This is a genomic window from Pseudoxanthomonas sp. X-1 (assembly GCF_020042665.1).
Lineage (GTDB): Bacteria > Pseudomonadota > Gammaproteobacteria > Xanthomonadales > Xanthomonadaceae > Pseudoxanthomonas_A > Pseudoxanthomonas_A spadix_A.
Window position 1 is genome coordinate 2,093,083 of sequence record NZ_CP083376.1, and the last position, 21,743, is coordinate 2,114,825.

At 69.9% G+C, this 21,743-nt stretch carries 25 protein-coding genes; 8 read left to right on the forward strand and 17 right to left on the reverse strand.

Annotated features, from left to right (window positions below):
- Positions 1-154 precede the first annotated feature (154 nt).
- The 6 genes from LAJ50_RS09215 to purB all read right to left on the reverse strand — a co-directional run bounded on the left by LAJ50_RS09215 (position 155) and on the right by purB (position 4,577).
- The gene (locus LAJ50_RS09215; RefSeq protein WP_130552126.1) at positions 155-625 is read right to left on the reverse strand and encodes a hypothetical protein; all 471 of its coding nucleotides are present in this window, start codon (positions 623-625) and stop codon (positions 155-157) included.
- A gap of 6 nt (positions 626-631) precedes the next feature.
- Positions 632-1,081 carry a GNAT family N-acetyltransferase gene (locus tag LAJ50_RS09220; protein ID WP_165424169.1) on the reverse strand — a complete coding sequence of 150 codons (450 nt, stop codon included), beginning with the start codon at positions 1,079-1,081 and terminating at the stop codon, positions 632-634.
- On the reverse strand, positions 1,056-2,213 hold the full coding sequence (locus tag LAJ50_RS09225) for a cupin domain-containing protein (protein WP_224096564.1): 1,158 nt from the start codon (positions 2,211-2,213) through the stop codon (positions 1,056-1,058). Before LAJ50_RS09225 ends, LAJ50_RS09220 begins: the two co-directional genes overlap by 26 nt.
- Before the next feature lie 101 nt (positions 2,214-2,314).
- Positions 2,315-2,665: a DUF2834 domain-containing protein gene (locus LAJ50_RS09230; RefSeq protein WP_130552123.1), complete on the reverse strand. Its 351-nt coding sequence runs from the start codon at positions 2,663-2,665 to the stop codon at positions 2,315-2,317.
- Between the two features lie 93 nt (positions 2,666-2,758).
- Entirely contained in the window at positions 2,759-3,157 is a 399-nt protein-coding gene (locus tag LAJ50_RS09235) for a VOC family protein (protein WP_130552122.1), read from the reverse strand.
- 52 nt (positions 3,158-3,209) lie between these two features.
- Positions 3,210-4,577 (reverse strand): adenylosuccinate lyase, encoded by a 1,368-nt coding sequence (gene purB / locus LAJ50_RS09240; RefSeq protein ID WP_138653960.1) that lies wholly within the window; start codon positions 4,575-4,577, stop codon positions 3,210-3,212.
- 192 nt (positions 4,578-4,769) lie between these two features.
- On the opposite strand from purB, the gene LAJ50_RS09245 reads away from it, so the two are divergent.
- Complete coding sequence (locus LAJ50_RS09245; RefSeq protein WP_138653961.1) at positions 4,770-6,203, forward strand: class II fumarate hydratase; 1,434 nt, start codon at positions 4,770-4,772, stop codon at positions 6,201-6,203.
- Between the two features lie 176 nt (positions 6,204-6,379).
- Here LAJ50_RS09245 and LAJ50_RS09250 read toward each other — a convergent pair whose 3' ends face one another.
- The 8 genes from LAJ50_RS09250 to LAJ50_RS09285 form a co-directional block, all read right to left on the reverse strand.
- A complete protein-coding gene (locus LAJ50_RS09250; RefSeq protein WP_130552119.1) occupies positions 6,380-7,807 on the reverse strand; it encodes an alpha/beta hydrolase in 1,428 nt (475 codons plus the stop codon).
- A 155-nt stretch (positions 7,808-7,962) separates the two neighbouring features.
- The gene (locus LAJ50_RS09255) at positions 7,963-8,394 is read right to left on the reverse strand and encodes a hypothetical protein (protein WP_130552118.1); all 432 of its coding nucleotides are present in this window, start codon (positions 8,392-8,394) and stop codon (positions 7,963-7,965) included.
- A 59-nt stretch (positions 8,395-8,453) separates the two neighbouring features.
- On the reverse strand, positions 8,454-9,068 hold the full coding sequence (locus LAJ50_RS09260; protein WP_130552117.1) for a hypothetical protein: 615 nt from the start codon (positions 9,066-9,068) through the stop codon (positions 8,454-8,456).
- 37 nt (positions 9,069-9,105) lie between these two features.
- A complete protein-coding gene (locus LAJ50_RS09265) occupies positions 9,106-9,951 on the reverse strand; it encodes a DUF2807 domain-containing protein (protein ID WP_224096533.1) in 846 nt (281 codons plus the stop codon).
- A gap of 33 nt (positions 9,952-9,984) precedes the next feature.
- Positions 9,985-10,980: an ABC transporter permease gene (locus LAJ50_RS09270; RefSeq protein WP_130552116.1), complete on the reverse strand. Its 996-nt coding sequence runs from the start codon at positions 10,978-10,980 to the stop codon at positions 9,985-9,987.
- Complete coding sequence (locus LAJ50_RS09275; RefSeq protein WP_130552115.1) at positions 10,977-11,849, reverse strand: ABC transporter ATP-binding protein; 873 nt, start codon at positions 11,847-11,849, stop codon at positions 10,977-10,979. Before LAJ50_RS09275 ends, LAJ50_RS09270 begins: the two co-directional genes overlap by 4 nt.
- Complete coding sequence (locus tag LAJ50_RS09280; RefSeq protein WP_130552114.1) at positions 11,846-12,205, reverse strand: GntR family transcriptional regulator; 360 nt, start codon at positions 12,203-12,205, stop codon at positions 11,846-11,848. The genes LAJ50_RS09275 and LAJ50_RS09280 overlap by 4 nt, the downstream gene beginning before the upstream one ends.
- Positions 12,206-12,208: 3 nt before the next feature.
- Positions 12,209-12,439, reverse strand: coding sequence for a hypothetical protein (locus LAJ50_RS09285; protein WP_130552113.1), 231 nt, complete (start codon positions 12,437-12,439; stop codon positions 12,209-12,211).
- A 303-nt stretch (positions 12,440-12,742) separates the two neighbouring features.
- Between LAJ50_RS09285 and LAJ50_RS09290 the strand changes: the two genes are divergently transcribed.
- Genes LAJ50_RS09290 through LAJ50_RS09300 form a run of 3 tightly spaced genes read left to right on the forward strand, consistent with a single transcriptional unit; the run spans position 12,743 to position 14,542 of the window.
- Entirely contained in the window at positions 12,743-13,606 is an 864-nt protein-coding gene (locus LAJ50_RS09290) for an FKBP-type peptidyl-prolyl cis-trans isomerase (RefSeq protein ID WP_224096565.1), read from the forward strand.
- A complete protein-coding gene (locus tag LAJ50_RS09295) occupies positions 13,606-13,842 on the forward strand; it encodes a SlyX family protein (protein ID WP_130552111.1) in 237 nt (78 codons plus the stop codon). The genes LAJ50_RS09290 and LAJ50_RS09295 overlap by 1 nt, the downstream gene beginning before the upstream one ends.
- A gap of 7 nt (positions 13,843-13,849) precedes the next feature.
- The gene (locus LAJ50_RS09300) at positions 13,850-14,542 is read left to right on the forward strand and encodes a DUF2058 family protein (RefSeq protein WP_130552110.1); all 693 of its coding nucleotides are present in this window, start codon (positions 13,850-13,852) and stop codon (positions 14,540-14,542) included.
- A gap of 49 nt (positions 14,543-14,591) precedes the next feature.
- Here LAJ50_RS09300 and LAJ50_RS09305 read toward each other — a convergent pair whose 3' ends face one another.
- The 3 genes from LAJ50_RS09305 to cysS all read right to left on the reverse strand — a co-directional run bounded on the left by LAJ50_RS09305 (position 14,592) and on the right by cysS (position 17,852).
- Positions 14,592-15,848, reverse strand: coding sequence for an MFS transporter (locus tag LAJ50_RS09305; RefSeq protein WP_138653963.1), 1,257 nt, complete (start codon positions 15,846-15,848; stop codon positions 14,592-14,594).
- Positions 15,845-16,285 (reverse strand): SufE family protein, encoded by a 441-nt coding sequence (locus LAJ50_RS09310; protein WP_130552108.1) that lies wholly within the window; start codon positions 16,283-16,285, stop codon positions 15,845-15,847. Before LAJ50_RS09310 ends, LAJ50_RS09305 begins: the two co-directional genes overlap by 4 nt.
- A 199-nt stretch (positions 16,286-16,484) precedes the next feature.
- Positions 16,485-17,852, reverse strand: a complete 1,368-nt coding sequence (gene cysS, locus LAJ50_RS09315) for a cysteine--tRNA ligase (protein ID WP_130552107.1) — start codon at positions 17,850-17,852, stop codon at positions 16,485-16,487.
- A 128-nt stretch (positions 17,853-17,980) separates the two neighbouring features.
- Between cysS and LAJ50_RS09320 the strand changes: the two genes are divergently transcribed.
- The 4 genes from LAJ50_RS09320 (at position 17,981) to LAJ50_RS09335 (ending at position 21,725) form a co-directional block, all read left to right on the forward strand.
- On the forward strand, positions 17,981-18,487 hold the full coding sequence (locus LAJ50_RS09320; RefSeq protein ID WP_165424168.1) for a hypothetical protein: 507 nt from the start codon (positions 17,981-17,983) through the stop codon (positions 18,485-18,487).
- 278 nt (positions 18,488-18,765) lie between these two features.
- Entirely contained in the window at positions 18,766-19,791 is a 1,026-nt protein-coding gene (locus LAJ50_RS09325; protein ID WP_130552106.1) for an N-acetylornithine carbamoyltransferase, read from the forward strand.
- Between the two features lie 72 nt (positions 19,792-19,863).
- Positions 19,864-21,111 carry an argininosuccinate synthase gene (locus LAJ50_RS09330; protein ID WP_138653965.1) on the forward strand — a complete coding sequence of 416 codons (1,248 nt, stop codon included), beginning with the start codon at positions 19,864-19,866 and terminating at the stop codon, positions 21,109-21,111.
- Positions 21,112-21,278: 167 nt separating this feature from the next.
- Positions 21,279-21,725, forward strand: coding sequence for a GNAT family N-acetyltransferase (locus tag LAJ50_RS09335; RefSeq protein ID WP_138653967.1), 447 nt, complete (start codon positions 21,279-21,281; stop codon positions 21,723-21,725).
- Positions 21,726-21,743: the final 18 nt, after the last annotated feature.

Here is a 21,743-nt window from a genome sequence, read left to right on the forward strand (position 1 = left end):
TCCGACGCGCACCAATGCGGCGCAACCATCAAAGTATAGGCGTGGGCCTGAATCTCACCGGCGCGTGTCCGGCGCCATCGGCGCGGCATGGCGGCAATGACCCACTATGCGGGACATTGCCGTGGGGCTTACCTCGCGGCCCTGCACCGGCGCTTCACAGGCCAAGCGCGCGCAGCTCGGTGCAGGCGCGGGCGCGCTCCCAGTAGCGGGCGAAGGCCTCGCGCAGCTGGCGGCTGCGGCCGGGCGCAGCGGGTTCGAACTCGCCCTCGATGCGATGGCCGAGCGGGCGGAAGTAATGGCCGCCGGTGTCGTTGACGGCGAAGGCGGCGGCATAGACCCGGTCCACCGGCTCGGTCACCAGGCGCAGCTGGAAGCTGGTCGGCAGGCGCTGGGCCAGCGGGATCAGGGCCGAACCGGCGTGCTGCGGCGCTTCCACGTCCTGCATCAGGATGCGGATCTCCGCGCCGCGCTGGCGCACGGCCAGCGTGCGCAGGGCCTCCAGGACGGGTGGGGCGTCGAGCAGCCCGGGGTCGAGTTCCCGGCTGTAGCAGCACAGCAGGCTGCGGGTGGTGGCGGCCAGGGCGACCAGGGCCTCGACCGCCTCGGCTTGGCGCTCGACCAGCACGGCGCGTCAGTCGCGCAGCTTCAGGCGCATGAACTGGTGCGGGATGCCGACATCGTCGAAGGGCTCGCCGATGGAGACGAAGCCATGCCGGGTGTAGAAGCCCTCGTTGGCGACCTGCGCGTACAGGGTCAGGTCCTTCCAGCCGTTGGCGCGGGCCTTGTCGATCATGGCCTTGAGCAGGGCCTCGCCGACGCCGCGGCCGCGCCAGGGCTTGAGCACCGCCAGGCGGCTGAAGCGGCCGTCCGGGGTCAGGCGGGCGGTGCCGATCGGCGCGCCGGTCGGGCTGATCGCCAGCAGGTGGTCGCCGGCCGGGTCCAGCGAGTCCCACTCGGTATCCGGCGGGATGTGCTGTTCGGCGACGAAGACCTCCTCGCGCACCCAGCGCAGCGCCTCGCGGTCGGCGACGAACGAGGCCGGTCGCAGGGTGAAATCAGTCGGTGTCGAAGTCGTGGTCATCCTCATCGTTCCCTGGCAGCACGTAATGGCCGGAACTTACCAGAACCGCGGTCGCCGCACGGCCGGCTTCGCCCAAGGTCTGATACGCCGCCTGGTCCAGGACCTCGGCGGCGGCCAGCAGGCGGGCCTCGCGCAGCGGCATCGGCAGCGCCTGGCCGCTGGCGAACAGCACCGCGCCCTTGCGCGCCCGGCGCCAGGCCATGCGCGTCATCGGATGGCGCTGCAGCACCGCGCCCTGGGCCAGGGCCGCCTCGACCTCGGCCCGGTCCGGCGCCTGCTCGGGCACGGCCGCGGTGCCCGCGCTGCGGTAGGTGGTGATGAAGCGGCCGAACCATTCGCCAAGCCGATCCGGGTCGTTCATGCGCAGGGCGTTGAGCGCCTCGACCACCCGGCCCATCGCCGCCGCGTCGATCTCGAACGGATCGGCTGGCACGGTGAGATCGCCGTCCTGGTAGCGGATGCCCTCGTCGGCGTCGGCCACCAGGGTGTCCAGGTAGTCGCCGATCAGTTCGGCGGCCGAGGGCGCGCGCATGCCGACCGAGAAGGTCAGGCACGCATCCTCGGCCACGCCGTTGTGCGGCACGCCCGGCGGCAGGTAGAGCATGTCGCCCGGCGCCAGCACCCAGTCGTGGCTGGCGGTGAAGCGGCGCAGCAGCTTGAGGTCGACATTGTCGCGGAAGGCCAGCGGCGGATTGGGCGAGGCATCGATCTGCCAGCGGCGATGGCCGTGGGCCTGCAGCAGGAACACGTCGTACTGGTCCACGTGCGCGCCGACCGAGCCGCCGGGCGCGGCGAAGCTGACCATGATGTCGTCGATGCGCCAGCGCGGCAGGAAGTCGAACGCCTCCAGCAGCGCGGCGATGTCCGGATCCCACTTGTCCACGTCCTGCACCAGCAGGGTCCAGTCGCGGTCGGGCATGGCCGGGAATTCGGCCTCCTCGAACGGGCCGCTGCGCACCTGCCAGCCGTCGCGGGCGCGGTCGTGCTGGATCAGGCGCGACAGCGCGGCCTCCTCGCAGGCAAGCCCGGCCAGATCGCCCGGTTCGATCGGCGAGACGAAGCCCGGGAAGGCATTGCGCACCAGCAGCGGGCGCTTCTGCCAGTAGTCGCGCAGGAAGGCCTGCGGCGACATGCCCAGCAGGGAGCGGCCGCCGGCGTCGACTTCGATGGGCAGGGCGCGGGGGGCGCGCTTGGGAGCGGTGGTGCGTCTGGACATGGTGGGGTCGGATCGGATCAGGAGGTCGGAACGGCGGCATCCAGCGTGCGCTGGCGCAGATAGAGGTAGAGCGGCAGCCCGGAGGACACGCCGATGCAGCAGGTGGCCAGCGCCGCCAGCCAGGCACGCCGGACCGGCAGGCGCCGGTGCTCCAGCTGCATCCAGACCAGCAGGGCCACGGCCGCGCACAGCACGTCTAGCCCGAAGAAGCCGCCCACGCGCGTGGAGAACAGCTCGCGCGCCAGCGCCGCCAGGTCCAGGCCGTGGGCGTTCAGCCAGGGCCAGAACCACAGCAGCGGCACGGCGCTGCCGATCACGAACAGTGTCAGGTACAGCGCGCGGGCGAGCGGGGAAGCAGGCGAGGGCATGGCGGCGGGCCTGGGCGTGCTGACGGGCAGCGGGAGACGCGCATTGTCCCGCGATTGCCCGGCGCTGACAGCACCTTCGGGCACGGGATGGGCTCAGCGTGCGATGGCCGCGTAGCCCTGCGCGCTGAACTGGATCAGGCACCAGCCGTGCCCGAACGGATCGTGCAGGGTGGCAATGCGGCCCCAGTCGGCCTGCCGCACCTGGCCTTCGCGCACCAGGCCGGCCGCTTCGGCGCGGGCCAGGGCCTCGGCCAGGTCGTCGACCACCACGTCCAGGTGCAGCGGGGTCCAGTGGCGCGCGTAGTCGCGCGGCCGGTCGGCCGCCGCCGGCGTGCCGGCCAGCGCCTGCAGCAGGTAGATCGGCACGGCCGCGCCGAGCAGTTCCAGCGCACCTTCGCCCAGGCGCCGCCCAGGGCGCAGGCCGAAGGCGGCGCCGTACAGCGCCTGCGCGCGGTCCAGGTCCGGCACGTCGATATTGATCAGCAGCCGCATGGCGCGGGCGCCCGATCGCGAAGGTGGCGCGGCCTCGGCCACCGCGGCGGGGTCAGATCTGGCGGGCCAGGGTCGCGGCCAGGCCGGTGTAGCGGCCCGGGGTCAGCGCGCGCAGCTGGTCCTTGTCCTGCGCCGGCAGGTCCAGGGTCTCGACGAAGGCGCGCATCGATTCGGCGGTGATGCCCTGGCCACGGGTCAGGGCCTTGAGCTGCTCGTACGGGTTGGGCAGGCCATGACGGCGCATGACCGTCTGCACGGCCTCGGCCAACACTTCCCAGGCCGCATCCAGGTCGGCCTCCAGGCGCTCGGGGGCGACGGTCAGCTTGCCCAGGCCCTTGGTCAGCGAGTCCAGCGCCACCTGGGTGTGGCCAAAGGCGGTGCCCAGGGCGCGCAGCACGGTCGAGTCGGTCAGGTCGCGCTGCCAGCGGCTGATCGGCAGCTTGGCGCTGAAATGCTCGAACAGCGCGTTGGCCACGCCGAAGTTGCCTTCGGCATTCTCGAAATCGATCGGGTTGACCTTGTGCGGCATGGTCGAGGAGCCGATCTCGCCCTCTTTGAGCTTCTGCTTGAAGTAGCCCAGCGAGATATAGCCCCAGACATCGCGCGAGAAGTCGATCAGGATGGTGTTGGCGCGGCGCGCGGCATCGCCCAGTTCGGCCACGTTGTCGTGCGGCTCGATCTGGGTGGTGTAGGGGTTGAACACCAGTCCCAGGCGCTCGACGAAGCCCTTGGCGAAGGCCGGCCAGTCCACCTCCGGGTAGCTGATGGCGTGGGCGTTGTAGTTGCCGACCGCGCCGTTGATCTTGGCGGTCAGCTCGACCGCGCCGATCTGGCGGATCTGGCGCTCCAGGCGCGCCACCACGTTGGCGACTTCCTTGCCCAGCGTGGTCGGCGACGCGGTCTGGCCGTGGGTGCGCGAGAGCATGGGCTGGTCGGCCTGGGCGTGGGCCAGCGCGCGCAGCGTGGCGGCGATGCCTTCCAGCGCCGGCAGCAGCACCTGCTGGCGGGCCTGGTGCAGCATCAGGCCGTAGGACAGGTTGTTGATGTCCTCGCTGGTGCAGGCGAAGTGCACGAATTCCAGCGCCGGGCCCAGCTCGGCATCGCCGGCCAGCTGCTCCTTGATGAAGTACTCCACGGCCTTGACGTCGTGGTTGGTGGTGCGCTCGATCTCCTTGACCCGCGCGGCCTGCTCGACGCTGAAGTCCTCGGCCAGCGCGCGCAGCCGGGCGATGGCTTCTGCGGAGAAGGGCGCCAGTTCGACGATGCCCGGTTCGGCGGCCAGGGCCAGCAGCCATTCCACCTCGACCTTGATGCGGGCGCGGATCAGGCCGTACTCGGAGAAGATCGGGCGCAGGGCGTCGACCTTGGTGGCGTAGCGGCCGTCGAGCGGGGACAGGGCGAGCAGGGAGGCGTGGGTCATTGCGGGAGGCTGGCGAAGGAAGAAGCGGGGGCGGACGCCGGTGCGCGCAGGCCAGGCGTGGCGGGTTGGGCCGCACAGTTTACCCGTCCCGTCCGGGTCACGCCCCGGGGCGTATCCTTCGCCGCGTCCAGCCAGCCGCCGCGGAACACGCGCGTGCCAGCCGTAGCCCTCGAAACAGAAGGAAACACGCTGATGTCGAATAAGGTCCGTCTAGAACACGACAGCATGGGCGAGCTGCAGGTGCCCGCCGAGGCCCTGTGGGGTGCGCAGACCCAGCGCGCCGTGCAGAACTTCCCCATCTCCGGCCGGCCGATGCCGCGCGGCTTCATCCGCGCCCTGGGGCTGATCAAGGCCGCCGCCGCGGAGGTCAATGCCGAGCTGGGCCTGCTGCCCAAGGCCACCGCCAAGGCGGTGCGCAAGGCCGCGCTGGAGGTGGCCGACGGCGCCTACGATGCGCACTTCCCGATCGACATCTACCAGACCGGCTCGGGCACCTCGTCCAACATGAACGCCAACGAGGTCATCGCCAACCTGGCCTCGCGCGCGGGCGGCAAGGGCGAGGGGGCGAAGAAGGCGGCGCAGGCCGTGCATCCCAACGACCACGTCAACCTGGGGCAGAGTTCCAACGACGTGGTGCCCACCGCGATCCGGGTCAGCGCGCAGCTGGCGGTGGTCGAGGACCTGCTGCCGGCGCTCAAGCACCTGCGCAAGACCATCATCGCGCGCGGCAACGCGGCCGGCGGGATCGTCAAGACCGGCCGCACCCATCTGATGGACGCCATGCCGCTGACCTTCGCCCAGGAGTTCGGCGCCTGGGCCGCGCAGCTGGCCTCGGCCGAGGACCGCATCGCCGATGCGCTCAAGCGCCTGCGCCGGCTGCCGCTGGGCGGCACCGCCATCGGCACCGGCATCAACGCCGATCCGCGCTTCGGCAAGCAGGTGGCCAAGGTGCTGAGCGAGCAGACCGGGGTCAAGTTCGAGAGCGCCGCCAACAAGTTCGAGGGCCTGGCCGCGCAGGACGACGCAGTCGAACTCTCCGGCCAGTTCAATGCGCTGGCCGTGGCGCTGATCAAGATCGCCAACGACCTGCGCTGGATGAACTCCGGCCCGCTGGCCGGCCTGGGCGAGATCGAACTGCCCGCCCTGCAGCCGGGCAGCTCGATCATGCCGGGCAAGGTCAATCCGGTGATCCCCGAGGCCACGGTGATGGTCTGCGCGCAGGTGATCGGCCACCACACCGCGATCACCGTGGCCGGGCAGACCGGCAACTTCCAGCTCAACGTGGCCCTGCCGCTGATCGCCGCCAACCTGCTCGAATCGGTGCAGCTGCTGAGCAACGTCTCGCGCCTGCTGGCCGACTCGGCCATCGCCGGGCTGACGGTGCGCGAGGACAACGTGCGCGCCGCGCTGGAGCGCAATCCCATCCTGGTCACCGCGCTCAACCCGGTCATCGGCTATGAGAAGGGCGCGGCCATCGCCAAGCAGGCCTACAAGCAGAACCGGCCGGTGATGGAAGTGGCGATCGAGGTCACGGGGATGAGCGAGGCCCAGCTCAGGCCGCTGCTCGATCCGGCGGCCCTGGCCAAGGGCGGCATCCATGGCAAGCCGGGCGGTGGCGGCGGCTGAGGTCGCGTCTTCCGTGCGCGATTCGCCCTGCGTCTCGCGCACGATGAAAGAAGCCGGCGTATTTGCCGGCTTTTTTCTTGTTCTTCGCAGGATCAAGATCACGGTGGATAAGCGTTGCGGATTCGGACGGGCCGCGGTCCGGCGGGCGGTGTCCGCTTTGTCCTCGATCAGGGCATTCAATCCGTTGCGAACGACAGGCCCGGCGACTTCGCGATGCAATCCAGGTCCAACGCCGCGCTGGGGTCATGCAGAAACGCCAGGGTCAGCTGCCCGCCGCAGCGGTTGAACATGGCGCCGTGCGCCTGGCCGGGGACCATGACGAATCGCGCGTTGGGCAGGGTCCGCAGCAGGCGACGCCCCCAGTCCGGCGGCGTGACGGGATCGAATTCGCCGGCCAGGATGAGGGTGGGCACATCGCTGCGGGCCGGTGCGTTGGCTTGGGCGTCCGCGGCCGCGACATGCCAGGCGGCGCACATCTCGGGCGTGGCGGTGCGCGCGTCGAAGCCGCCCAGGCCGAGCGCGGGCGAGACCTGGGCGGCCATGCGCTGCGGCGACTCGAACGGCAGCTCCTCGCTGCACCAGATCGACAGGCGCAGGCCCCAGTTGAAGCGCGAGGGCGTCGGATCGCGCAACGCCAGCAATGCCTGCGGACGGCCCTCCGCCGCCTCGGAGATCAGGCGCGGGAGCGTCGGAAGCTTCGCAGGCTGCTGAAGCGCGCTGGCGACGGCGTCCACCATCTCGCGCCCGTGCTGCACCCGACCGTCGGGCCCCGCGATTCCCTGGCGGTCGGCGTGCGCGACCAGTGATGCGAAACGGTCGCGCAGCTGCGGATAGCGCGCATCGCAGGCCGGTTCGCCGGCGCAGCCATCGAACACCAGATCGAGCGCGCGCTGCAGCGCGGCCGTCGCCATTTCGTCGTAGTTGACCTCGATCGGCAGCACCGAATCCAGGATCGCGCTGCGAACCCCTTGCGGATGGAGCGCCAGCACGGTCTGCACCAGGCGCGTGCCGGAGGAATAGCCGATCAGATTCCATTGCCGGATGCCCAGCAGCCGGCGCAGGTCGTCCAGATCATCGGCGGTCTGCGCGTAGGTGTAGCCGTCCAGGTCGATGCCTGCCGCGATCAGGCCCGCACGGCAGCGCGCCGTGGCCGCGGTCTGCGCCGCGGGCGGCGCATCGGCGGCGCGCAGCTGGTTGAGCTCGGGGCAGGCCAGCGATGGTTCGGCATGGGCGTTTCCGCGGCCTTCGAGCACGATCTGATCGCGTTCGGCGAGAAACGGATTGCCCTTGCCCGAGACCCGACCTTCCACGCTGCTCAGGCCAGGCCCGCCCGGCAGGTAGACCACGGGGTCCGGCGCGGGCGCGGACGCGCTGCTGCGGAAGATCATGACCGGCAGCCGGATCGGCCGGGTCCGGCGGGCCAGGCGGTTCTCGGGAACGATCAGCACGCCGCAGTCGATGCGTTCGTCCCTGGCGACCGTCGCGGGACAGGCGGCAGGTTCGAAGCGTGCGGCAACGGGACGGTCGGCCGGCACTGCGCCGGCGGCGGACATGGCGGCGGCCAGACAGGCGGCCAGGGCCGGGAAACGGCAAACCTTGAGCATCGCGCTCTCCTCGATCGGGAACGTGTGGCGGGCCTTGCGTGGGGCTTGTGTACTGACGACGCCAAAGCGGCACGGGCGTCTTGTGCGCTCACACCTGCCAGCGCGCCGGCGGGTCCTGGATCAGGAGCCCGTCACCGTTCGAGAGACCGCGACGATCAGCGGGCTTCGAGCCGGATGGTCTCCATGCTGGCCGAGTAGGCGCGCAGTTCCGGGAAATCCTGCAGGAGCTGCTGCTGCAGGGACCGGATCTGCGCGTCGGGCGCGATCGTGACCGGCTTGCCGCCGCCGGCCTGCAGCTGATCGAGCACCTGCTGGCGCCGCATCTGCAGCTGGCCGAAGTACTGCTGCAGCTCGGCCATCTTCTCGGGCGACTGCGGCAGCACCACGTCGTCCAGCTTCAGCGTCCCGTCCGGGCCGATGCCCACCGGCGCGCCCGGCGCCTGGCGCAGGGTCACTTCCAGCGTGGTCACCGAGGTGGCGGGCTTCATGCGCTCGGCGCGGGCCGAAGGCTGTCCGCCGTTGCCGCAGGCGGACAGGACGAGCGCGGCCAGGGCCGCGAGCAGGGGCAGGCGAAGGAGACGGGGCATGGCGCGCATTGTAAGCGCCAGGCTCTGTAAGGACTTCGCCCGCCACGGCCGCGTTGTCGTCAAAAGTTCCAGTCCTGCTTGTTCATGCAGTCCTTGACGTCGCTCTCGTCCATGGTGGCGTAGGGCCGGAACTCCGGCTGCGCCGCCGCCCACGCCCGCTGCGCCTGCAGCAGGGCCGGCAGGCGCGCGCACAGCTGTTCGACCCGCGGCTTGATCTTCTGCTTGACCGTGGCTTCGGCCTGCTGGCTGATCTCATCGTCCGATTTCCCGGCCAGCACGCCCTTGAGTGCGCTGGCGGCGGCATCGATGCCCAGCTTGGCGCCTTCCATGCCGATGGCGATGCCATCGCTGGCCACGCCCTGCATCTGCGTGCGGTAGGCGAGGCCGAGCGTCTTCTGCTCGGCGCTCATGGCCACCGGCTTGCCTTCGATCAGCAGTTGGCCGTCCGGGGTGAGTTCGGCCTTGGGCAGGCGGCTGTCGTCGTCCTTCAGGGAGAAGTTCTCGGTGACCAGCTTCTTCTGGGCCTCGACCAGCTCGCCCTTGGCGCTGTCCATCTGCGCCGAGGCTTTCTCCAGGCCCTGCTGGGCCTGGGCCAGGCCATTGCCGACCGGCTGGCAGGCGGCCAGCGCCACCGCGCCGGCGCACAACATCACACGCAACGGGGAAATGTTCATGGGTCACGGTTCCTTGCGGGAATTGGGAAGGAGGAGGTCAGCGATCCTCGGGAACGCTGACCGTGCCGCTGACGCGTTCGGTGTCGATGTCGCCGCTGCCGCGGCTGTGCACGGTGAGATCGCCGCGCACGTCGTCGGCGACCAGGCTGCCCGAGCCGATCGAGCCCACCTGGACGTTCCCCGATACGCCGTGCAGGCCGACATCGCCCGAGCCGATCGACTTCACCGTCACCGCGCCGGTCTGGCGCAGGGACAGATCGCCGGAGCCGACACCGCCGACCTCGACCGGCCCGCCGATGCGCTCGCCTTCGACATCGCCCGAGGCGACTTCCAGCAGCCGGAGACTGCCGGCCCCGCGCAGCTTCAGGTCGCCGGAACCGACCTTGGCGGTCACCGGACCGGCGATGTCGCGCAGGTCCGCGTCGCCCGAGCCGACATCGGCGCTGGCCGCGCCGGCGCCTTCCAGCGTGGCATCGCCCGAACCGACGTCCAGCTGCACCAGCACGTCGGCGGGCAGGGTGCCGGCGATGTCCAGGTAGGTATAGCTGTCGCCGAAGGAGAGGCGCAGCGGCCGGTCCTCGGCCAGGCTGACCACCAGCTTGTCGCCCTGGCGCTGCTGGGTCAGGGTCAGATCCTTCAGACGGTGCTGCTTGGCCGCGCACGCGCGCCCGGAGAGCGCGCCGGGCGCGCCCGCCGACGCCTTGAGCTTGAGGGTGTTGGAGCCGACCTTGAACAGCACCGACTTGGCGCCGGCCAGGTCCAGATCGAGCTTGCGCGGCTCGGAGAACCTGCAGTGCGCCTCGTCGGCGGCATGGGCCAGCAGCGGCGTGGCGCCGGACACGGCCAGGGCGGTGAACAGCACGCAGCGGGTGAGCGTTTGCATCGTGGGATCCTTGCAGGGATGAGGTGGGGCGGATCAGGCGTCGTCGCGGCGGCGGCGGATGACCACCGCCAGGGCGATCATCGCGATGCCGACCGCCGCGCCGATCCACAGGTCCGCGCTGGCGTAGATGGACGGGTCGGTCAGGTTGTGCAGGCCCATCTGCAGGCTGTCGGACGGATTCCTGGCGGCATTGAGCGCGCTTTCGGCCGTTTCGTTGTGGGCCATGCGCGCCGGCTGCCACATGCCGGGGATCACGCTCAGCAGGCCGCGGTACATCACCGTGTACCAGACCGGACCCAGCGGCAGGCGCACGCCCGGCATCGCCGACATGATGCTCACCACCAGGCACAGCAGCAGCGGCACCAGCACCGCCCACAGGAAGGGCACGCGACGGGCCCAGGCCGAGCACAGCATCAGCCAGCCGATCGCCGGCAGCGACCACAGCACATAGATCGGCAGGGTGGCCAGCATCGCGCCGATGATGCGGAACGGGTGCGAGGCGGTGAAGATCGCGCCGGCGCCGGGCAGCCCGGCCGCCGAGGACGCGACCGCGATGATCACCCACAGGCCCAGCCCGACCAGCAGGCCCACCACCAGCGACACCACCTGCGTCAGCAGCAGCGCCCAGGTCAGCTTGGAACCCACGGTCATCGTGTCCGACACCGGCAGCGACTTCCAGAACAGCACGCTGCGGTCGTGGCGATCGTTGTACAGGCTGCCCAGGCAGTAGAAGAACACCACGAAGGCGACCACCACGCTGGCGATGACGAAACCGGCCAGCAGCGCGATGTCTCCCACCACGCCATAGCCGGTGGCCAGGCTGTTGAAGTCGTTGCCGACGGTGTCGCCCGCCATGTGGCTGCGCATCTGGATCGCGCCGATCACCGCACCCAGCGCGGCGAAGAACAGCACGATGCCGCCGGTGATCACCTGGGCCCACAGGAAGCCGCCGCGGTTTTCCCAGTATTCGCGGCGCAGCAGCCAGGCGAACACGCCGGGCTTGGTCAACGTACGGGCAGGGGCGTTCATGCGTAGGTTCCTTTCATGATGGCCACGAACAGATCGGCCAGGCCGGGATTGCGGGTTTCGCCCAGCGCGTCGAGCTGCGCGCGTGGCACGCCGTCGAACAGCATCACCGTCTTGCCGAAGGGCAGGGCGCGCTGGTCGATGGGACGCAGGCTGCGCGCCTGCTCGACGCTGGCTTCGGACACCAGCAGTTCGGTGTAGCGCGAGCCGACCTCGTCCATGCTCGCGGTCAGGGCGATCTTGCCGTCGCGGATGAACATCACATCGGTGAGGATGTGCTCGATCTCCTCCACCTGGTGGGTGGTGACGATGATGGTCTTGTCCTCGTCGAAGTAGTCCTCCAGCAGGCGCTGGTAGAACTGCTTGCGGTAGAGGATGTCCAGGCCCAGGGTCGGCTCGTCCAGCACCAGCAGCCGCGCGTCGATGGCCATCACCAGCGCCAGGTGCAGCTGCACGATCATGCCCTTGGACATCTCGCGCACCCGCAGGTTGGGCTTGAGCTGGGTGCCTTCCAGGAAGCGCAGGCACTTGGCCCGATCGAAGCGAGGATGCACGCCGCCGACGAAGTCGATCGCCTCGGACACCTTCATCCAGCGCGGCAGCACGGCGACGTCGGCGATGAAGCAGACCTCGCGCATCAGCGCATCGCGGCTGTGGCGCGGGTCCATGCCCAGCACCTTCAGTTCGCCCTCGAACGGGGTCAGGCCCAGGATCGCCTTGAGCGCGGTGGTCTTGCCGGCGCCGTTGGGGCCGATCAGGCCGACGATGCGGCCGGACTCGATCAGGAAGCTGGCGCCGTCCAGCGCGGCCTTGCTGCGGTAGGTCTTGCGCAGGTCGCTGGCCTGCACGACCGGGGTGGTCACGGCGTTCATGGATTGCCTCCCTTGGGCAATTCGTCGAGGGTCAGGCCCAGGCGGGCGATGCGTTCGGCCACGGCCGGCCATTCGTCCTTGAGGAAGCGCTCGCGCTCGCTGGCCAGCAGTTTCCTGGCGGCCTCCTCGGTGACGAACATCCCCAGGCCGCGACGCTTCTCGACCAGGGCCTCGTCGGCCAGCTCCTGGTAGGCGCGCGAGACGGTGATGGGGTTGAGCTGGTATTCGGCGGCCACCTGGCGCACCGAGGGCAGGGCGTCGCCGGGCTTGAGTTCACCATCGAGCATCATGGCGATGACCTTTTCCTTGAGTTGGCGGTAGATGGGAGCGCCGTCGCTCCACTGGATGGGTGTCATGGGTCAGCTCCCGGGTCGCAGCAGTCGGGCAAAGGAGAAGTAGGGCATCGACAGCGAGTGCCGTCGTGCATGGGTGCCGTCCTGGGCGGGCGAAGAAGTGGTGGAGGGGGTCCCGTCCAGCACCTGCGGCAGGACGGGGCCGGCGGCCGCCGGCAGCGACATGGCCGCGGCGGCGTGCAGGTGGCCGAACAGGCCGACGGTGCCCATGGCCAGCAGCAGGAGCGTGAAGGCCACGACGTGGGAGTTCCTGAGGCGGTTGTCCATCGCTTCCTCTGCTTTGGGTTAGTGGTGTTGTAGGTGACTATAACACCAAAACAAGCCGCGTCAAGCGCCGCCTGGCGCTTTTCCACCCAACCAATGGCAGGGGTGCGCGCCACGTGCTGCAAAGCGTCAGCGCCGCCGTGCGTGCCACAATGTGCGTCTGTCGCGCCGGGAGCCCCGGTGCTTTTTGTCGCATGAGGAATGCACTGGATGAAATCGATTGGCACTTGGGTGGCCGGCCTCGGCCTGGCGTCGGCCCTGATCGCGAGCAACGCGATGGCGCAGGACAAGACCACGCTGGAGACCCCGCGTGACAAGGTGAGTTACGCGATCGGCATGGACATCGGCCGCTCGTTCGCGCCGATCGCCGAGTACATCGACCCGGCCTCGCTGCAGCAGGCGCTGCAGGGCGCGATGAAGGGCGACAAGCCCACCCTGAGCGAGGCCGATGCCCAGGCCACCGACACCGCCCTGCGTGCCAACATGGCCGCCAAGGCCGGCCAGACCCCGCCGGGCCAGCCGCCGGGCGCCCAGCCGCCGGCGGTGAACAAGCAGCACGTCGGCCAGCTGATCGGCAGCTACATGGTCGGCCCCAAGCTGGCCTCGCTGAAGGACGAGGTCGAGCTGCCGGTGCTCATGCAGGCGGTGCGCACCGTGCTGGCCAAGGGCAACACCCTGCTCACCGAGGACCAGGCCAAGCAGACCGTGCAGGCCTACGCCAGCGAGCGCCAGGCCGGCCTGTCCCAGCGCAATCGCGATGAGGGCGCGGCCTTCCTGAGCAAGAACAAGGACGTCAAGGGCGTGGTCACCACGCCGTCGGGCCTGCAGTACATGGTGCTGCGCCAGGGCAGTGGCGAGCGTCCGACCGCCGCCAGCACCGTGCGCGTGAACTACGAAGGCAAGCTGCTGGACGGCACCGTGTTCGACAGCTCCTACCAGCGCGGCGAGCCGGCGACCTTCCCGCTGGCCAATGTCGTGCCGGGCTGGACCGAAGGCCTGCAGCTGATGCCGGTGGGCTCCAAGTACCGCTTCTGGATCCCGGCCAGCCTGGGCTACGGCGATGCCGGCGCGCCGGGCGGCGGCATCGGCCCGAACGCGACGCTGACCTTCGACGTGGAACTGCTCGGCATCGCCAAGTAATGTCCGCGCCGTCCGACCCCCTGCCGGACAGCCTGGAACGGCGTTTCGTCGAACTGGAGATGCGCCTGGCCTTCCAGGAGCACGCGCTGGCCGAGCTGAGCGAGGCCCTGGCCGACGCCAGGGCCGAGGGCAGCCGCAACGCCGAACTGGTCCGCCACCTGCTGGCGGACCTGAAGAAAGTCCGTTCCGAGCTGTATTCCGACCCGGGCGACGAACCGCCGCCCCCGCACTACTGATCCATCGATGACCGATTCACTGCGAGACCAGCTGCTGGGCCTGGGCTTCAAGCCCGCGCCCAAGCCCGAGCGCCCGGCCGAGCGCAAGCCCGGCGGCAAGCCGTCGCACGGCCACAAGCCGCAGGGCGCGCGTCCGGGCGGCGGCAAGGGCGAGGGACGTCCGCACGCGCGCGCCGGCGGCAAGCCGGGCGGACAGCCGAACGACCGCGGCGCGCAGCCGCAGGGCGGCCGTCCCGGCGGCCAGCCGCAGCGCCCGGGCAAGCCGCGCTCGCGCGAGGACATCGACCTGGCCAAGGCCTATGCGATCCGTGCGCAGAAGGAAAAGGACGAGCGCATCGAGGCCGAACGCCTGAAGCAGGAAGAGGCCCGCCTGCGCCGCGAGGCGCGGGCCAAGGTCGACGCCATGCTCGTCGGCAAGGCGCTCAACGATCCGGCCGCCGAGGTCGTGCGCCACTTCCCCTACGGCGGCAAGATCAAGCGCATCCATGTCACCGCCGACCAACTCAAGGCGCTCAACGCCGGCGAGCTCGGCGTGGTCCAGCAGGCCGGGCGTTACCTGCTGGTCGAGGCCACGCTGCTGGCGCAGGTCGAGGCGGTCTTCCCGCAGGCCATCGCGCTCAAGGTCGATCCCGACGCGCCGGCCGAGGACGACCCCTACGCCGACCCGAAGTACCAGGTGCCGGACGACCTGATCTGGTGAGGTCCGCGCCGCCGCGACGAAGTGCGCGGCTGGCGGACGCGGCCTCGCGCTATTGCAGGTCCTTGATCGCCAGGCCCCGCAGCCTGGGGGCCTTGAGCGCGGTGATGCCGACCACGCACAGCGTCACGCAGCCGCCCAGCACCACCGCTGGCACCAGGCCGAGCAGGCGCGCCATCACTCCGTCGTAGAACGCGCCCAGCTCGTTGGACGAGCTGATGAAGATGCTGTTGATCGACGACACGCGGCCGCGCATCTCATCGGGCGTGGCCAGCTGCATGATCGTCCCGCGCAGGACCATCGACACGCCATCGCACAGGCCATAGACGACCAGGATCGCGGCCGAGAGCCAGAAATGCCGCGACAGCCCGAAGGCGATCGTGCACAGGCCGAAGGCGGCCACCGCGATCATCAGGATGCGGCCGGCGTTCCTGTCGATGGGATGACGCGCGATCCACAGGCCGGCGGCGACCGCGCCCAGCGACGGGCAGGCGCGCAGGATGCCCAGACCCTCCGGACCGTAGTGCAGGATGTCGTGGATGAAGGCCGGCAGCATCGAGACCGCGCCGCCCAGCAGCACCGAGAACATGTCCAGCGCCATCGCGCCGAGCATGATCTGGTTGGAGAACACGAAGCGCATGCCCTCGGCGATGCTGCTGAACACCGGCGCGCGCGGCCCGGTGGCGACCGGCTCTTCGACCTTCAACGGCACCAGCACGCCGATGGCGACCGCCGCCAGCACCGCGGCGACCGAATAGGCCAGCGTGGTGCCGCCCCAGGCCACCAGGCCGCCACCCAGCGCCGGGCCGAGCACCAGTCCGGTCTGGAAGAACACGTTGGCGATGCTGGTGCCGCGCGCGTACTGGCGGCGTTGCAGCACCCGCGCGAACAGCGCGTTGTACACCGGGGTCAGGAAGCAGCGGACCATGCCGGTCAGGCACACCGCCGCGTACATCGGCCACACGCCCTGGGCCGGCAGCCAGCCGCGGGTGACGCACAGCAGGATCAGCGGGGTGAGCAGCAGGCCGAAGGAGGCGGCCATGCCCAGCTTGCGCCGCGGCAGGTGGTCCACCAGATAGCCGGCGAACGGCGCGGTGCACACGAACGGCAACACCTCGGCCAGGCCGATCAGGCCCAGCGCCAGCGGATTGCCGGTGAGCTGGTAGATGTGCCAGCCGACCGCGACCGAGACGACCTGGTAGGACAGGATGGCGCCGATGCGGTAGGCGAGGGTGCGGATGAAGCCCGGCTGGGCCAGCACTTCGCGGACGCTGACCTCCGCTTCCTCGGCCGGCGGCGGCACGCTCATGCCGCCTGCGCCTTGGCGGTCTCGCGGATGAAGGCCAGCAGCGCGGCCAGGCCGTTGCTGCGGGTCGGTGAGAGGTGCTTGGCCAGGCCGATGTCGGCGATGTAGCCGGGCTCGGTGGCCAGGATCTCGGTGGCCGGGCGGCCCGAGTACACGCGCAGCGCCAGATAGATCAGGCCCGAGACGATGGCCGAATCGCTGGCCGCCTGGAAGTCCAGCCGCTGCGCGCTGCCCTGCGGCACGATCCACACCATCGACTGGCAGCCGAGCAGGCGGTGCTCCTCGGTCTTCCATTCATCGGGGAAGGGGGGCAGCTTGCGGCCCAGGTCGATCAGGTACTGATAGCGCTCGGCCCAGTCGGAGAAGAACGCGAACTCCTCCTTGATCGCCGCCTGGGCGTCGGCGGCGGTGGGTTCGAGCGGGAATACGGTGTCTGTCATCGGTCTTCCATCGTGCAAGGATCAGCCCCTCTTCCTCAGGAGGAGGGGTTTGGGGGACGGCGCGGCGGAGCAGGGATGCTCGGCACGATGCGGCCTTCGCTCCGGCCTCGGCCGCAGGCCTGTGGCGTGGAGACTCGCGCCTCCGGGGCACCTTCCGCCGAAGGACGCTTCGCGTTGGCGGTGGAAGGCGACAGCCCAATCAACCGCGCTTCCAGCGCACACCCTGCGGCGTGTCCTCCAGCACGATGTTCTCGCTGGCCAGCTGGTCGCGGATCGCATCGGCGCGGGCGAAGTCGCGGGCCTGCTTGGCCGCCGCGCGCGCGTCGATCAGCGCCTGGATGCGGGCATCGTCATCGCCGCTGGTCCCGCGGCTGAACCACTCGGACGGCGCCTGCTGCAGCAGGCCCAGCGCCAGGCCGGCGCCGAGCAGCTGCGCCTTCAGCGCGGCCTTGTCTTCCTCGCCTTCGGCCTTGCGCGCCTCGGCGGCGATGCGCGCCAGCTCGGCCAGCGCCAGCGGCGTGTTGAGGTCGTCGTCCAGCGCCGCCTCGATGCTGTCGGGAATCCGGGCGGTGGCCGCGACCTCGCCCAGATCGCGCAGCGTGCCGTACAGCCGGTCCAGCGTGCGCACCGACTGCTCGATCAGCGCATCGGACCAGTCCAGCGGCTGGCGGTAGTGCGCCGAGAGCAGGGCGTAGCGCAGTGCCTCGGGCGGGTGCTGCTGCAGCAGGTCGTGCACGCGCTCGATGTTGCCCAGCGACTTGCTCATCTTGGCGCCGCCGAAGTTGAGCATGCCGTTGTGCAGCCAGAAGCGCGCGAAGGTCGCCCCGCCGTGCGCGCACTCGCTCTGCGCGACCTCGTTCTCGTGGTGCGGGAACTGCAGGTCCACGCCGCCGGCGTGGATGTCGATGGTGGTGCCCAGGTGGGCGGCGGCCATGGCCGAGCACTCGATGTGCCAGCCCGGCCGGCCGCGGCCCCAGGGCGAGTCCCAGCCGGGCAGCTCGTCGCTGGAGGGCTTCCACAGCACGAAGTCGCCGGCGTCGCGCTTGTACGGCGCCACGTCCACGCGCGCGCCGGCCAGCAGTTCGTCCGGGTCGCGGCGCGAGAGCTGGCCGTAGCGGGCGAACGAGCCGACCGAGAACAGCACGTGCCCGTCGGCGGCATAGGCGTGGCCGCCGGCGATGAGCTGCTCGATCATGGCGATGATCTGCGGGATGTGCGCGGTGGCCTCCGGCTCGATGTCCGGCGGCACCACGCCCAGGGCCGCCATGTCGGCGCGGTAGGCCGCGGCGAACTTGTCGGTGATGGCACTGATCGGCACGCCCTGTTCGGCCGCGGCGGCGTTGATCTTGTCGTCCACGTCGGTGATGTTGCGCGCGTAGCGCAGGCCGCCATAGCGCCGGCGCAGCAGCTGCGCCAGCACGCCGAACACCACCGGGCCGCGCGCGTTGCCGATATGCACGTAGTTGTAGACGGTGGGGCCGCACACGTACATGGTCGGGCTGGCCGGGTCCAGCGGCGCGAACGGCTGCACGCTGCGCGTGAGGGTGTTGAACAACTGCAGGGGCATGGAGGCGGGGGCGCGGAAGCAGGTCAGCGATTCTACCCCGGACCGCAGGCGACAGCCCGGATTCAGCGTGGGTGTGGGACCGCTGCCTACACTGTGGAGTCGTTGCTCGCTCATTTCCCCCGCGCTGCATGCCTCCAGCTTCCCGTGCCCTCCTGATCGCGTGCCTGTCCGTATGCCTGCCGGCGGCCGCGCAGCAGGTCAGCGTCGTGCCGGTGGAGAACGTGCGCATCGACTATGCCCAGGTCATGGCGGTCGAGCCGGTCTACCAGACCCTGCGCGCCACCCGCAGCGAGCCGCAGTGCGACGACGCACCGGCCGCCGGCGAGGCCGACGACGCGCCCAAGGCCGAAGGCCGCATCGCGCGCCTGGTCGATTCGGTCAAGGGTGTCTTCAGCAGCGACGAGAAGAATCCCAAGCCCGAGCCGGCGCCCGCCAAGCCGCCCGCGTCGGGCCAGAACTGCCGCATGGTCACCGTCGAGCGCGAGTTCCGCCGGCCGATCGCCTACGACGTGGACTACGTCTACAAGGGCACCAAGTACCGCTCGCGCCTGCCCGAGGACCCGGGCAACCGCCTGCGCATCCGGGTGTCGGTCACGCCCTATGCGCCGGGCCAGCAGCGCGCCGGCAATCCCTGAGCGCCGCGGCGGCCTTGCGCCGCAGCAATGCGCGTGCGAGGATGCGCGCCCGATGAAGACCTCTTCGCACCTGTACGCAAGCGCCGCCCGGATGGCCTCGGGCATGACCTCGCGTGCTCGCCGACCGGAATCCGCACACTAGCTGGGTCCCCGGAGGTCTTGTCCTGCACACCGGAAAAACCCAGCCCCCAGGCTGGGTTTTTTCGTTTTTCCATGACGCCAAGGTTTCAACCGCAACCGCGCGCCCCGCGCCCCGACCTCTCGCAAAGGATGATCCGATGCCGCTGAAGCACTTCTTGAACACGCAGGACTGGAGCCGTCCGGAGCTGGACGCCCTGCTGACCCAGGCCGCGCTGTTCAAACGCAACAAGCTGGGCAGCGAGCTGAAGGGCAAGTCGGTGGCGCTGGTGTTCTTCAACCCGTCCATGCGCACGCGCACCAGCTTCGAGCTGGGCACCTTCCAGCTGGGCGGCCATGCCGTGGTGCTGCAGCCCGGCAAGGACGCGTGGCCGATCGAGTTCGACTTCGGCAAGGTGATGGACGGCGAGGCCGAGGAGCACATCGCCGAGGTGGCGCAGGTGCTGGGCCGCTACGCCGACCTGGTGGCCGTGCGCGCGTTCCCGAAGTTCGTCGACTGGGCCACCGACCGCGAGGACCGCGTGCTGAAGAGCTTCGCCAAGTACAGCCCGGTGCCGGTGATCAACATGGAGACCATCACCCATCCCTGCCAGGAGCTGGCGCACATCATGGCGCTGCAGGAGCACTTCGGCACCAGCGACCTGCGCGGCAAGAAGTACGTGCTGACCTGGACCTACCACCCCAAGCCGCTCAACACCGCGGTGGCCAACTCGGCCCTGACCATCGCCACGCGCATGGGCATGGACGTGACCCTGCTGTGCCCGACGCCCGAGTACGTGCTGGACCAGCGCTACATGGGCTGGGCCGAGGCCAACGTCGCCGAGAGCGGCGGCTCGCTCAAGGTCAGCCACGACATCGACAGCGCCTATGCCGGCGCCGACGTGGTCTACGCCAAGAGCTGGGGCGCGCTGCCGTACTTCGGCAACTGGGGTCCGGAGAAGCCGATCCGCGACGCGCACAAGCACTTCATCGTCGACGAAGCCAAGATGGCGCTGACCAACAACGGCGTGTTCTCGCACTGCCTGCCGCTGCGCCGCAACGTCAAGGCCACCGACGCGGTCATGGATTCGCCCCAGTGCATCGCCATCAACGAGGCCGAGAACCGGCTGCATGTGCAGAAGGCGATCATGGCTGCCCTGGTGGGCCAGGGCAGCCGGGATTCGTGATTCGGGATCGGGGATTCGCACAGGCGCACCCCGCTTCCGCTCCTACTTAGTCAACCGCAGAGAGACACCCCCATGTCGCAGCAAACCGCTTCCACGAATCCCGACTCCCCAATCCCGAATCCCGGCTCCAAGGACATCGTGCTGGCCTTCTCCGGCGGCCTGGATACCAGCTTCTGCATTCCCTATCTGCAGGAGAAGGGCTACGCCGTGCATACCGTGTTCGCCGATACCGGCGGTGTGGATGCCGAGGAGCGCGAGTTCATCGAGAAGCGCGCCGCCGAGCTGGGCGCGGCCAGCCACGTCACCGTCGATGGCGGCCCGGCGATCTGGAACGGCTTCGTCAAGCCCTTCGTCTGGGCCGGCGAGGGCTACCAGGGCCAGTACCCGCTGCTGGTCTCCGACCGCTACCTGATCGTCGATGCCGCGCTCAAGCGCGCCGCCGAGCTGGGCACCAAGGTGATCGCGCACGGCTGCACCGGCATGGGCAACGACCAGGTGCGCTTCGACCTGGCGGTGAAGGCGCTGGGCGATTACGAGATCGTCGCCCCGATCCGCGAGATCCAGAAGGAACACACCCAGACCCGCGCCTATGAGCAGAAGTACCTGGAGGAGCGCGGCTTCGGCGTGCGCGCCAAGCAGCAGGCCTACACCATCAACGAGAACCTGCTGGGCCTGACCATGTCCGGCGGCGAGATCGATCGCTGGGAAGCCCCGGGCGAGGGCGCGCGTGGCTGGTGCGCGCCGCGCGCCGAGTGGCCGCAGGCCCCGCTGTCGGTGACGCTGACCTTCGTCGAGGGCGAGGCCGTCGCGCTGGATGGCGAAAAGCTGGCCGGCGAGAAGATCCTGGCCAAGCTCAACAAGCTCTTCGCCCCCTACGGCGTGGGCCGCGGCGTGTACACCGGCGACACCGTGATCGGCCTGAAGGGCCGCATCGTGTTCGAGGCGCCGGGCCTGGTGTCGCTGCTGGCCGCGCACCGTGCGCTGGAGGATGCGGTGCTGACCAAGCAGCAGAACCGCTTCAAGCCGGAAGTGGCGCGCAAGTGGGTGGAGCTGGTGTACGAGGGCTTCTACCACGACCCGCTCAAGACCGACATCGAGGCCTTCCTGAAGTCCTCGCAGGCCAAGGTCAACGGCGAGGTGGTGCTGCGCACCGACGGCGGCCGGGTCGAGGCCGTGGCGGTCAAGTCGCCGCACATCCTCAACGCCAAGGGCGCGACCTATGCGCAGTCGGCCGACTGGGGCGTGGAGGAGGCCGAAGGCTTCATCAAGCTGTTCGGCATGAGCTCGACGTTGTACGCGCAGGTCAACGGCGAAGGTTGATCCGAAGCCCCGCTCCCATCGGGAGAGGGGTTGCGGTGAAGGTCCGGGGCGAAGCCGTTGCGATGTCGTTGCGCGAGGCGTCGCTCGGACTTCAGCCGCAGGCTCGCGGCTTCGATGTTCACCCCGGGGTGAAGGAACAACGGCAGTCAAGGCAGCGCCTCAAGGCAATGACCACACTCGACATCTCCACCGACAAGACCCGCCTGGACCTGGATGTCATCCACGGCTTCCTGCGCCAGGCCTACTGGTCGCGCGACATCCCGCGCCAGACGGTGCTGCGCGCCATCGACGGCTCGCTGTGCTTCGGCGGCTATGTGGACGGCGTGGGGCAGGTGGCGTTCGCGCGGGTCATCACCGACGGCGCCACCTTCGCCTACCTGGCCGATGTGTTCGTGCTGGAAGACCAGCGCGGCAAGGGCTACAGCAAGCAGCTGATGCAGGCCGTCATGGCCCATCCGCGGCTGCAGGGCCTGCGCCGCTTCATGCTGGCGACCTGGGATGCGCACGGCCTGTACGCGCAGTTCGGCTTCCAGCCGGCCGCACGCCCGGACCGGCTGATGGAAAAGCTGGACATGGACGTCTACACCCGCAACGCCGCCGCGCCGATGCCCTGAAATGAAAGCATGAGCCCC